The 12,273-nt window shown below is 48.3% G+C and carries 13 protein-coding genes; 11 read left to right on the top strand and 2 right to left on the bottom strand.

From position 1 onward, the window contains the following. Nucleotides 1–4 precede the first annotated feature (4 nt). The 3 genes from JNUCC22_RS14910 to yunB all read left to right on the top strand — a co-directional run bounded on the left by JNUCC22_RS14910 (nt 5) and on the right by yunB (nt 3,123). Complete coding sequence (locus JNUCC22_RS14910; protein ID WP_216061848.1) at nt 5–826, top strand: sulfite exporter TauE/SafE family protein; 822 nt, start codon at nt 5–7, stop codon at nt 824–826. Between the two features lie 17 nt (nt 827–843). Continuing rightward, nucleotides 844–2,238: a bifunctional metallophosphatase/5'-nucleotidase gene (locus JNUCC22_RS14905; protein WP_167340846.1), complete on the top strand. Its 1,395-nt coding sequence runs from the start codon at nt 844–846 to the stop codon at nt 2,236–2,238. A 126-nt stretch (nt 2,239–2,364) separates the two neighbouring features. Next, nucleotides 2,365–3,123, top strand: coding sequence for a sporulation protein YunB (gene yunB, locus JNUCC22_RS14900; RefSeq protein ID WP_020954305.1), 759 nt, complete (start codon nt 2,365–2,367; stop codon nt 3,121–3,123). Between the two features lie 37 nt (nt 3,124–3,160). Here yunB and lytH read toward each other — a convergent pair whose 3' ends face one another. Continuing rightward, on the bottom strand, nt 3,161–4,138 hold the full coding sequence (gene lytH / locus JNUCC22_RS14895; RefSeq protein ID WP_032876720.1) for an L-Ala--D-Glu endopeptidase: 978 nt from the start codon (nt 4,136–4,138) through the stop codon (nt 3,161–3,163). Between the two features lie 202 nt (nt 4,139–4,340). On the opposite strand from lytH, the gene lipA reads away from it, so the two are divergent. The 4 genes from lipA (at nt 4,341) to JNUCC22_RS14875 (ending at nt 6,995) form a co-directional block, all read left to right on the top strand. Then, nucleotides 4,341–5,237, top strand: coding sequence for a lipoyl synthase (gene lipA / locus JNUCC22_RS14890; RefSeq protein WP_003151923.1), 897 nt, complete (start codon nt 4,341–4,343; stop codon nt 5,235–5,237). Between the two features lie 218 nt (nt 5,238–5,455). Continuing rightward, a complete protein-coding gene (locus JNUCC22_RS14885; protein ID WP_003151928.1) occupies nt 5,456–5,731 on the top strand; it encodes a YutD family protein in 276 nt (91 codons plus the stop codon). A gap of 25 nt (nt 5,732–5,756) precedes the next feature. Continuing rightward, a complete protein-coding gene (locus JNUCC22_RS14880) occupies nt 5,757–6,191 on the top strand; it encodes a DUF86 domain-containing protein (protein ID WP_038459720.1) in 435 nt (144 codons plus the stop codon). Nucleotides 6,192–6,224: 33 nt separating this feature from the next. Then, complete coding sequence (locus JNUCC22_RS14875) at nt 6,225–6,995, top strand: TIGR01457 family HAD-type hydrolase (protein WP_216061847.1); 771 nt, start codon at nt 6,225–6,227, stop codon at nt 6,993–6,995. A 27-nt stretch (nt 6,996–7,022) separates the two neighbouring features. Here the strand turns inward: JNUCC22_RS14875 and JNUCC22_RS14870 are convergent, their stop codons facing one another. Further along, on the bottom strand, nt 7,023–7,523 hold the full coding sequence (locus JNUCC22_RS14870) for a phosphatidylglycerophosphatase A family protein (protein WP_216061846.1): 501 nt from the start codon (nt 7,521–7,523) through the stop codon (nt 7,023–7,025). A 154-nt stretch (nt 7,524–7,677) separates the two neighbouring features. On the opposite strand from JNUCC22_RS14870, the gene yutH reads away from it, so the two are divergent. The 4 genes from yutH (at nt 7,678) to thrB (ending at nt 12,181) form a co-directional block, all read left to right on the top strand. Beyond that, nucleotides 7,678–8,694 carry a spore coat-associated protein CotNH gene (yutH, locus tag JNUCC22_RS14865; RefSeq protein ID WP_007613555.1) on the top strand — a complete coding sequence of 339 codons (1,017 nt, stop codon included), beginning with the start codon at nt 7,678–7,680 and terminating at the stop codon, nt 8,692–8,694. Between the two features lie 201 nt (nt 8,695–8,895). Continuing rightward, the gene (locus JNUCC22_RS14860; RefSeq protein ID WP_007613551.1) at nt 8,896–10,197 is read left to right on the top strand and encodes a homoserine dehydrogenase; all 1,302 of its coding nucleotides are present in this window, start codon (nt 8,896–8,898) and stop codon (nt 10,195–10,197) included. Next, complete coding sequence (thrC, locus tag JNUCC22_RS14855) at nt 10,197–11,255, top strand: threonine synthase (protein WP_102422542.1); 1,059 nt, start codon at nt 10,197–10,199, stop codon at nt 11,253–11,255. The genes JNUCC22_RS14860 and thrC overlap by 1 nt, the downstream gene beginning before the upstream one ends. Further along, the gene (thrB, locus tag JNUCC22_RS14850) at nt 11,252–12,181 is read left to right on the top strand and encodes a homoserine kinase (RefSeq protein WP_150941384.1); all 930 of its coding nucleotides are present in this window, start codon (nt 11,252–11,254) and stop codon (nt 12,179–12,181) included. The genes thrC and thrB overlap by 4 nt, the downstream gene beginning before the upstream one ends. Nucleotides 12,182–12,273: the final 92 nt, after the last annotated feature.

Genomic DNA, 12,273 nt, shown 5'->3' with positions numbered 1-12,273 from the left:
ACACATGTCTTATCTTATTTTGATCATATTAGGATTTATCGCGGGAACGGTCGGCAGCCTGATCGGGCTTGGGGGAGGAATTATCATCGTGCCGGCAATGCTCTATTTAAGCACGATGACTCCGTTTTTCCATGACGTAACACCGCAGACTGCCATCGGCACGTCCCTTTTGGTGATTATTTTTACGGGCCTGTCATCAACTCTGGCCTATATGAAATATAAAACCGTTGACTACAAAAGCGGACTGATCTTTTTTATCGGTTCCGGCCCGGGAAGCATCATCGGCGCGTATTTGTCTAAACTTTTTAATGCGCATACGTTTTCCGTCTGGTTCGGACTTTTTATGATTTTGATTTCCATTACATTAATGCTGAAGGCGAAAGCAAAACCGGTCAATAAAGCGCATAAAGGCATGATCCGGACATATGAGGATGAATCGGGTGAGCTTTATACATATTCGTACCGTATACTCACCGGTATCGTGATTGCCTTTTTCGTCGGTTTATTGGGCGGTCTTTTCGGCATTGGCGGCGGCTCTCTTATGGTTCCGGCCATGATGCTGTTATTTTTGTTCCCGCCGAAAGTGGCTGTGGCGACGTCAATGCTCATTATTTTCTTATCCTCCGTGACGGGTTCCGTGTCACATATCGCAGAGGGCCATGTCAATTGGCTGTATGCGCTGTGCCTCGTTCCGGGCGCGTGGTTCGGCGGCAAAATGGGCGCGTGGGTCAATAAGCGGGTGCAGACGAAAACGATCGTGCTTTTCATGCGGGTCGTCTTGATTTTGATCGGCTGTGAATTGATTTATCAAGGGATATTCAGCTAAAAGGTAGGAGAGATGGTATGTTAGAGAAGCTCCGTTTATATCATACGAATGATTTGCACAGCCATTTCGAAAATTGGCCGAAAATCGTACATTATATTGAGCAGAAGAGAAATGAACATGAAAAAGACGGGGAGGAAACACTCGTATTCGACATCGGCGATCATATGGACCGATTCCAAATGATAACGGAAGCGACCTTCGGCAAAGCGAATGTCGACTTGTTAAACCGGCTTGAGATCGATGCGGCTGCCGTCGGGAATAATGAAGGAATTACGCTGCCTCACGATGAGCTGGCGGATTTATATACCCATGCCGCGTTTCCCGTCATTGTGTCCAACCTGTTTGACGCGGATGGACAGCGGCCGGAATGGGCCGAGCCCTACGTGATCAAAACGCTGAAAAACGGAATGACCGCCGGCATACTCGGCGTCACGGTGCCGTATTATCCCGTCTATCAAAAACTCGGCTGGACGGTGACGGATGCGGAAAAAAGCATTCAAGAATCACTTGACGATATCAAGGGCAAAGCGGACATCATCATTCTGCTTTCTCATTTAGGCCTGATCGATGACCGGGCCGCAGCGGAAAAATTTCCCGATATCGATGTCATTCTTGAATCACATACGCACCACCTTCTTGAGGACGGACAAGACATAAACGGTGTATTGCTGGCATGTGCGGAGAAATACGGGAACTATGTCGGCTGTGTCGAGCTGACATTAGAAAGTGAATCACGAACCATTGTCAGCAAACAGGCATCTGTACAGAAAATGGCTGATTGGCAAGGGGAATCTGAGGATACGGCGGCTTTTCTGAAAGAGAAAGAACGGGAAGCGGAAAACCTGCTCTCCGAACAAGTCGCCAACCTGAATGAAGAAGCCGGCGTGAAGTGGTTTGAGGAATCGCCGCTCCCGCTTCTATTAGCCGAAGCGCTGAAAAGCTGGTGCGGCTGTGAAGTCAGCATGGTGAATTCAGGCGTTATTTTGGGGCCTTTACAGAAGGGGCCTGTCACAAAGCTTGATCTGCACCGTATCTGCCCTCATCCGATCAATCCGGTGGCCGTTCGTCTTTCAGGCAGAGAACTTCAGGAAACAATCAGCCAGGCCGCCTCGGAACAAATGGAGCAGCTGCGGATAAAAGGCCTCGGCTTCCGCGGGGAAGTGATGGGCAGGATGGTATATGCCGGAGCGGAGGCAGAGGCCGGCATCCTTGAAGACGGTGTGACGCATCTCCTCAATGTGAAAGTGAACGGAGAAGAGATTGATCCGGAGCGGATATACTCGGTTGCCGTTCTCGATATGTTTACACTCGGAAAGCTGTTCCCTTACATCCGCGATTCAAAAGAAAAGCAATACTTTATGCCGGAGTTTTTAAGGGATCTGCTCGCCTGGAAGCTCGCGCAGCAGCCGTAATGTCATGTAGCTGCCCGCCGTTCCATTTCACCCGAATGAGTGAAAGCGGGACTTTTTAAGAGTGAAAATAAAATACTATGTCCCCTCTTACAAGCATACATTGTGATATGTAAGGGGGGATTTTTCTTGCCTAGATACCGGAGCGCTCTTCGCAAGAGAGGGCCTTTGCCTTTTCGATATGTGCTTCTTCTGTCGTTTGCTTTTTTTATCATATCGACGGTCATCAGCCTTTGGATGATCAACTCCTCAATCAAACCGGTGCTGATGAACATAGGAGAAATGGAAACCAAACGGGTGGCGACAGAGGTCATTACGGAATCCATTGAAGAATACATGTCTCACAGCGACAATGTGAAAGATATGGTCGATATGAAAACGGATGAAAACGGAAAAGTCACAACGATGGATTTTAATACACAAATGGTCAACAGTATGAAGGCGAAAGTGACAAAGCAGCTTCAGGCTCATCTGAAGGAAGCTGAGTCGAACAATAAGCAGCATGAAACAGAAAAAGGCGCGAAAACGGCCGATGAAATTATGATTGATATTCCCTTAGGGCAGGTCACAGGAAACAGCATTCTCGGAAATCTGGGGCCGAAAATCCCCGTGCGCTTTAACCTGATCGGTGATGCGTTAACTGATGTGAAAACAAAAATAAAGCCGTACGGCATTAACAATGCCCTGATCGATATCAGTATTTTTGTGGAAATAAAAGTGAAGGTCATTATTCCGTTTGCCAGTAAGACTTCAGTCGTGACAAATAATATTCCGGTCTCCATTAAAGCGATTCAAGGAGAGGTGCCGCAGTTTTATAACGGAAGCGGCGGGTCAGGTGTGACGCCTTCCGTCCAGCTGCCGAGTGAAAAACAGAAGAAAGATAAATAAAAACACACAGCCGCAATCTTTCCCGGCGGCTGTGTGTTTACTTTTTCCTGCGGATTTCTTTACGTTCCCATGCCCTTAAATGGGGATACGGATCAAAAGACCATTCCGATCTGCCGTTATCTTTATACATCCCGTAGTGAAGATGCGGCGGGAATTTTCCCGCGGTCCCCGGCGGTCCGTACCCGGAACTGCCGACAGAGCCGATCACTTCTCCGGGTTTGACGATCTGGCCTTTATGCACACCTTTTGCAAAGCCGTTCAGGTGAGCGAAGTAGTGATACGTGTTATTGATATCCCTGATGCCGATTCTCCAGCCGCCGAAACGGTTCCAGCCCTTCATTTCAACAATACCGTAGCAGGTCGATCTGACGGGGAGCCCGTAATGAGCGAACAGATCCGTTCCTTCGTGAATCCGGCGCCCGCCGAAACCCCGTGCGGCGCCCCATGTGCTGCGGTAGCTGTAATCCGTCTTCACGGGAAGCGGAAAAGCGTGCTCCCCGAGATCAAGGCGGCCGAACGTTTTAAACAGTGTCATGAATTCGGTGATAATGCCGACCGTCTGATCACGGCGGTAATAATTCCAGAGACCGATGCGGATATGGTCAAGATCGGTTCCGAATCCCGCTAAATACTGAGCAAATGTATAAAGGATATCCTCATCATTGCTTACCTCGGCTTTTCCGTCGCCGTCGCCGTCCAGGCCGATCCCGTCAAATACTTTAATGCTTAGAGGCGCATCGTCCTTAGGATTTGGATTTTCAGGGCCGCTCCACAAATGATCCGGAATATAAATGCTGATGATTCCCGCTTTTTCCGGCAGATCCTTTCGGTTCGAGCGGACATTTTCTTCATATTGATCAACCGCCGCAAGCACATACCAAGGAATCTGCGTGACTGCTTCGGCTTTGCGGTACAACTGCATCCGTTCGCCGTAAACAGGAGCCGATTGTTCTTTCCCGCTTGCAGCCGGACAGAAAACTGATAAAAGGAGAAGAGCAGATAACAGAACTTTCACAACATGATCTCCTTTCAGGATTGAATACAAATAGTTTGCGGCAACAATCCGAGAAAATGTAAGTAATTCTCTTCCCTTGTCGAGAAATTTTTCCTATGTTAAAGTGACTATTGAATAGAAATCCGCAAGTTTTATATCCATCGTGAAATAGAAATTTTTCGCACACGAACATGAATAAAGGGATAATGGAGATGATGGGGAAATGGCAAAGAAAGACGAGCATCTGAGAAAGCCGGAATGGCTCAAAATAAAGCTGAACACGAATGAAAACTATACGGGTCTGAAAAAATTAATGCGTGAAAATAATCTGCATACCGTATGTGAAGAAGCAAAATGCCCGAACATCCATGAATGCTGGGCTGTCAGACGTACGGCGACGTTCATGATTCTCGGTTCCGTCTGTACGAGAGCATGCCGCTTCTGCGCTGTAAAAACGGGACTGCCGACTGAGCTGGATCTGCAGGAACCGGAACGCGTAGCTGATTCCGTCGCGCTGATGAATTTAAAACACGCCGTCATCACGGCCGTAGCGCGTGATGATCAGAAAGACGGCGGAGCAGGCGTCTTTGCGGAAACGGTCCGGGCGATCCGCAGAAAAAGCCCGTTCACGACAATTGAAGTGCTGCCATCCGATATGGGCGGAAATTACGACAACCTGAAAACATTAATGGATACCCGTCCTGATATTCTGAACCACAACATTGAAACCGTCCGCCGCCTGACACCGAGAGTCCGGGCCCGCGCAACATATGACCGTTCTTTGGAATTCTTGCGCCGTGCGAAAGAAATGCAGCCTGACATCCCGACTAAATCAAGCATTATGATCGGTCTCGGCGAAACGAAGGAAGAAATTATTGAAGTGATGGACGACCTGCTTGCGAACAATGTCGACATCATGGCGATCGGCCAATACCTGCAGCCGTCGAAAAAACATTTAAAAGTCCAAAAATATTATCATCCGGACGAATTTGCCGAACTGAAAGAAATCGCGATGCAAAAAGGCTTCAGCCACTGTGAAGCAGGCCCGCTTGTCCGTTCTTCCTACCATGCGGATGAACAAGTGAACGAAGCGTCTAAAAAACGTCAGGCCCAAGCATAGAATAAGCCGAAAAAACCCAAAACGCCGCAGGTTTTGGGTTTTTTGTGATGGAGCCGTTTTTGCAGGGGAAAAAGTCATTCTTGAATAAGGATCGTCTGAACCGCTACACTGGATATAAAGAGGAAAAATTCTCCGTCCGTCCGAACCGTCTCATTTTGCAATTGATGGACAGAAGTCAATGAATTATGATAGTAAAGAGTGATAAAAGAGGTGAAGACATGATTCTTATTCAAAATGCCGAGTTTGAACTCGTACACGATTTTAAAAACGGCTTTAATGAAGAAGCGTTCAAAGCCCGCTATTCGGACATATTAAATAAATATGATTACATTGTGGGAGACTGGGGATACAGTCAGCTGCGGCTCAAAGGCTTCTTTGATGACCAGAATCAAAAAGCAACCTTTGAAACGAAAATCAGCACATTGGACGAATACATTTACGAATACTGCAATTTCGGCTGCGCGTATTTTGTTTTAAAACGAATCAGAAAATAATTGATGCAGAAGGGAATGCTGTCACGTGTATTTTGTTGACAGAAATAATATCGAACAAACACTCCGTTTTTTTGAGACCCAGCTGGCGCTGTTTGACAGCACGCCTGCATGGCAGAGCGAAATCGAAAAAAGGGCGCTTGAGCGGATCAGCCATCTTATGATCGAATGCATTCTCGATGTCGGAAATGATATGATTGACGGCTTTATCATGCGCGATCCGGGCAGTTATGACGACATCATGGATATTCTGACGGATGAAAAGGTGGTAGCTGAGGATGAAGGGAATAAGCTGAAGCAGCTGATCTCTTCCAGAAAGCAGCTTGTCCAGGAATATCAGCACGCCGACCATCAGGAGCTGTTTACGCTGATCACGTCAAACAGAGATGTGCTGAAAGCCTTTCCGGCCCGTGTAAGAACCTACCTGGAAACAGAATTAGGGCCTGTTTCCGCATTTAAATAACAACGAGTGAGAAAATCCACAGGAGTGTTGAGTATGAAGGATTATAAAGGATATTTGATAGATTTGGACGGCACAATGTACAATGGGACGGAAAAAATCGAAGAAGCGTGTGAATTCGTGAGAACGCTTAAAGCGCGCGGCATTCCGTATTTATTCGTGACGAACAATTCTTCCCGGACGCCGAAGCAGGTGGCGGACAAGCTGATGAGCTTTGACATTCCGGCATCTGAAGAGCAGGTCTTCACGACGAGCATGGCGACTGCGCAGCATATCGCCCAGCAGAAAAAAGACGCGTCGGTGTATGTGATCGGCGAAGAAGGCATCCGTCAGGCCATTGAAGAAAACGGGCTGAGCTTCGGAGAAGAAAACGCGGACTTTGTCGTTGTGGGAATCGACCGCGGCATTACATATGAAAAGTTGGCAACAGGATGCCTTGCGATCAGAAAGGGCGCCCGGTTCATTTCAACAAACGGCGACGTCGCCATTCCGACTGAAAGAGGGCTTTTACCAGGGAACGGTTCGCTCACATCCGTTTTGACGGTGTCAACGGGCGTTGAGCCTGTCTTTATCGGCAAGCCTGAATCCATTATTATGGAACAGGCGATGCGTGTGCTCGGAACGGATATTTCCGAAACACTCATGGTCGGCGATAACTATGCAACGGATATTATGGCCGGCATCAATGCCGGAATGGATACGCTGCTGGTTCACACCGGCGTGACAAAGCGTGAACATATGGCCGGTTATGACCAAAAACCGACATATGCGATTGATTCTTTAACCGAATGGATTGAACATCTATAAAAAAAGGGACGGCCATGACGGCCGTCCTTATTCTGTATTTCTGGCGCTGTGAGCAAGCCGGCTTGAAGCCGCTGCTGCGATTGCGCCGACGATATCATCAAGAAACGTATGGCATTCGCCCGTAGATTTATCATTTAACCGCCCGAGAATGCCGGGTTTTTCTTTGTCAATGTAGCCGTAATTCGTAAAGCCGATCGAGCCGTATATATTCACGATAGAGAAGGCGAGCACCTCGTCAACCCCATACAGGCTTTCATCAATCGCCAGAATGGTCTGAAGCGGTTCAGACAGCTTTTTTTGTTCGGCGAGCACATCTAATTCTATTCCCGTTAAAATGGCGTTTTGCACCTCGCGTTTTGCGATGACACGGTCCACATTGAGCCTGCATACCTCCATCGTCAAATCAGGATGATATTTTTTTTGAAGGAAATACACCAGCTCGGCAATATCGTCCGTCTCAACCCCCCGTTCTTTTAAACGCGCTCTGGCGACAGCTTCCGCCTGATTCAGTTGTTCCTTTTCTGACATTTGCTTCACCCAATCTTTTTTTACTAGTTTATACAACATCCTTCCGATGTGTACGATGTTTCTTCACTTGATTCAAAGGATTACAATATGTATTCATAATTCCGCCGGCGTATGACTACGATGTGAATAGCTCTAATTTTTCAGGCAGGTGATTATGATGAAAAGCATCATTAAAGAAAAGTACGGCATCCACGTCAGACAGCTTTCCGTTTATCAGAAATACCAATGTTTCCAGACGCCTAATTCCTTCTTTCTTATAATTCCCGTTTCCGGGTTTTCGCAATCAGAGCTGACGGAGCTTTACTACATGAGTCAGTATTTACAAGAACAAAGTGACCCATACGTTTCAGTGTTTATCTTTACGAAGGAAGGAGAACTGACCTTTGAGGACGAAGGCAAAACGTATGCGCTCTTAAAAGCGCCGATTCCCGTCTCAAACCGGTCGTTTTCTGTCGGAGGGGAGCTTGCCGAATTTCACAGAAAAGGGCGGGGTTTTCCGTACGAAGTGAAAGAAGCGGGGAGGATCGGCCAATGGAAGGACTTATGGGGAAAACGGGTGGATCAGCTGGAATCATTCTGGATGCAGAAAATTCATATGTCTCCGCTTGAACCGTTCGAAAAGAAAATGATCGAAGCATTTCCTTATTATTCGGGCTTAGCGGAAAACGCCATTCAATATTTAGTGGATACGGAGCTGGATGACAATCCCGGCGCAGAAGACTCGGGGACAATCTGCCATCAGCGGATGGAACGGGATACTTGGTCGGAGGAATCATTGATCCGCATTCCGGGCGATTGGGTATTCGACCATGCCGCCCGTGATATTGCGGAATATATGCGCAGCACATATTTGTATCATCGTGACGACCTGCTCAAAGATGGGTTTTTGTTTCTGCAGGAATATGAGCAAGTTACGCCGTTATCCTCCTTTTCCAAGCGCCTGTTTTACAGCCGCCTGCTGTTTCCGCTCCATTTCTTCGAGACGGTGGAGAGCTATTACATTTCTCATGATTCTGAAAAACAGTTTTACGAAGAGCAGCTTGACTACATTCTTGCCGACTGCACCCGCTATGAACAGTTTTTACAGACATGTCACAACATGATGAATGTCAGGTCGGCGCAGGTTTTTGTCCCGCCTGTGGCGTGGCTCGGAAAAGGAATCAGTTCGTAAGAAAATATGACGTAAAAATATTTAGAAAATAGGGAATCTTGTCATATCAGTGTGTTAAGCGTTTTCATATCCGTAGAAACAATATTCAGCCGCTTGTCAAAACAAATGCGGGCTTATATAATATTTGTAACTTAAATGTCTGTGAAGGGTTAACAATTGTCCTTTTCTAGTGGACGAAAGGAAGAAAGGTGGAGTTTCTCTTTGGAAGCGATTCGTATTGGACTGTTAGGACTGGGAACCGTGGGAAGCGGAGTCGTCAAAATTATACAAGATCACCAGGATAAGCTTATGCACCAGGTCGGCTGTCCGGTGACGATCAAAAAAGTGCTAGTTAAAGATATTGATAAAAAACGAGACGCAGACCTGCCGAAAGAAGTGCTGACGACAGAAGTCTATGATGTAATCGATGACCCTGAGGTCGACGTGATTATTGAAGTCATCGGCGGTGTCGAACAGACGAAGCAATATCTTCTTGACGCCTTGAAAGCGAAAAAACATGTTGTGACCGCAAATAAAGATCTGATCGCCGTATATGGCTCAGAGCTTTTAGCCGCCGCAAAGGAAAATGGCTGTGACTTGTATTATGAAGCGAGTGTCGCCGGCGGAATCCCGATTTTACGCACGCTCGAAGAAGGCCTTTCCTCTGACCGGATCACAAAAATGATGGGAATCGTCAACGGAACGACGAACTTCATCTTAACGAAAATGATTAAAGAAAAAAGCCCGTATGAAGAAGTGCTGAAGGAAGCGCAGGATCTCGGATTCGCGGAAGCGGACCCGACCGCCGATGTAGAAGGGCTCGATGCCGCGCGCAAGATGGCGATTTTAGCCCGTCTCGGCTTCTCTATGGACGTTGATCTGGACGATGTCAAAGTAAAAGGAATTTCCCGGATTACGGATGAAGATATCAGCTTCAGCAAACGGCTCGGCTATACGATGAAGCTGATCGGCATCGCCCAGCGTGATGACAATAAAATCGAAGTCAGCGTTCAGCCGACACTGCTTCCGGATCATCATCCGCTCTCTGCGGTGCATAACGAGTTTAATGCCGTTTACGTGTACGGAGAAGCCGTCGGCGAAACGATGTTTTACGGCCCCGGAGCCGGAAGCATGCCGACTGCGACATCGGTCGTTTCCGATCTGGTCGCGGTCATGAAAAACATGCGTCTCGGCGTAAACGGAAACAGCTTTGTCGCCCCGCAGTTTGAAAGAAATCTGAAGCAGCCGTCTGATATCTATGCCCAGCAGTTTTTAAGAATTCATGTCAAAGACCAGGTCGGCTCTTTTTCAAAAATCACATCGGCCTTCTCAGAGCGCGGCGTCAGCTTTGAAAAAATTCTGCAGCTGCCGATCAAAGGCCACGACGACCTCGCGGAAATCGTCATCGTCACGCATCATACATCGGAAGAAGATTTCAGCGACATTCTGCAAAACTTAAATGACCTCGAAGTCGTACAAGAAGTAAAAAGCACATATCGCGTAGAAGGGAACGGTTGGAGCTAATGTGGAAAGGACTCATCCATCAATATAAAGAATTTCTGCCGGTGACGGATCGGACGCCGGCCCTGACATTGCATGAAGGCAACACGCCGCTGATTCACCTGCCGAAGCTTTCCGAAAAGCTCGGAATTGAACTGCATGTGAAAACAGAGGGCGTTAATCCGACGGGATCCTTTAAAGACCGCGGCATGGTCATGGCGGTCGCCAAAGCGAAAGAAGAAGGCAATGATACCATCATGTGCGCCTCTACAGGCAACACATCCGCGGCGGCTGCGGCATACGCGGCGAGAGCCGGCATGAAATGCATCGTCATCATCCCGGACGGAAAAATCGCCTTCGGAAAACTTGCGCAGGCCGTCATGTACGGTGCGGAAATCATTGCGATTGACGGAAACTTTGACGACGCGCTGGCCATCGTCCGGTCGATTTGTGAAAAATCACCGATTGCATTAGTGAATTCAGTAAACCCTTACCGGATTGAAGGGCAAAAAACAGCGGCCTTTGAAGTATGCGAACAGCTCGGCGAAGCGCCGGACATTCTGGCGATCCCGGTAGGAAACGCCGGGAATATCACGGCCTACTGGAAAGGGTTCAAAGAATATCATGAGAAAAACGGCACCGGACTTCCGAAAATGCGCGGTTTTGAGGCGGAAGGTTCTGCGGCTATCGTCCGCGGGGAAGTTATTAAAAATCCAGAAACCGTTGCGACGGCAATCCGAATCGGGAATCCCGCCAGCTGGGACAAAGCCGTGCTCGCTGCGGAGGAATCAGCCGGAAAAATTGATGAAGTCACAGATGAAGAAATTCTTCACGCTTATCAGCTGATTGCCCGTGAAGAAGGCGTGTTTGCCGAACCGGGCTCCTGTGCATCCATCGCCGGCGTTTTGAAACAGGTAAAATCCGGTGAAATTCCAAAAGGCAGCAAGGTTGTCGCAGTTTTGACCGGAAACGGCCTGAAAGATCCGAACACGGCTGTAGACGTATCTGACATAAAACCGATTACGCTGCCGACAGATGAGGACAGTATTCTGGAATACTTAAATGGAGCGGCGCGTGTATGAATGAGGCGGAGATGCTGTTTTCCATTACGGTTCCGGGAAGCACCGCCAACTTAGGGCCCGGGTTTGATTCCGTCGGGATGGCGCTCAGCAGATATTTGAAGCTTTCGGTTTTCCGAAACGATGAATGGCAGTTCTCGGCGGAAACCGAAACTGTCGCGGGCATCCCTCAAGGAACGGACAACCTCATCTACCAAGTCGCCAAACGGACGGCTGACCGCTATCAAAAAGAGCTGCCGCCCGCCCATGTCAAAGTATGGAGTGACATCCCCCTTGCGCGGGGTCTCGGAAGCAGCGCGGCCGCTATCGTCGCCGCCATTGAGCTTGCGGATGAGTTATGCGGCCTGCAGCTGTCGGAAAGCGACAAACTGCACTTAGCGAGTCTTGAAGAGGGGCACCCTGATAATGCCGCTGCTTCCCTTGCAGGAGGGCTTGTGATCGGTTTTCACGAAGAAGATGAAACACATATCGTGCGTGTTGCCGAAGCGGATATCGACGTTGTGGCAGTCATTCCGTTTTACGAAGTTCTGACCAGGGACGCAAGAGACGTGCTCCCGAAAGAGCTGCCGTACCGACGCGCCGTTAAAGCAAGCGCCGTCAGCAACCTTCTCGTTGCTGCGATCATGTCAAATGACTGGGCGCTCGCCGGGAAAATGATGAGAAAAGACATCCTCCATCAGCCGTACCGCGCCATGCTTGTTCCTGAGCTTTTAAAGGTGGAACATGCGGCCGAAATGAAAGGCGCCTACGGGACGGCGCTGAGCGGAGCGGGACCGACGATTCTTGTCCTGATTGAAAAAGGAAAGGGAGAAGAGCTGAGAAAACAGCTTTCTGAGCATTTCCCTCACTGTGAGATTGCGGCGCTTACCGTCCCGTCAGAAGGAAGCGTAATTGAACGGAATCCTTTAGAGCAGGTGAAAAGTGTATAATGATAAAAAAGCGTTCTTCCCATCAGAGAAGGACGCTTTCTTTTTCTGGAGAAGGATTTTTATTTAGGGAAGCGAAATAAAAAAGAAAAGGA

It is taken from the genome of Bacillus sp. JNUCC-22 (assembly GCF_018861275.1).
Taxonomy (GTDB): Bacteria; Bacillota; Bacilli; order Bacillales; family Bacillaceae; genus Bacillus; species Bacillus velezensis.
The sequence above is the reverse complement of the archived record's forward strand: the minus strand, read 5'-3'. Positions and strand labels throughout refer to the sequence as shown.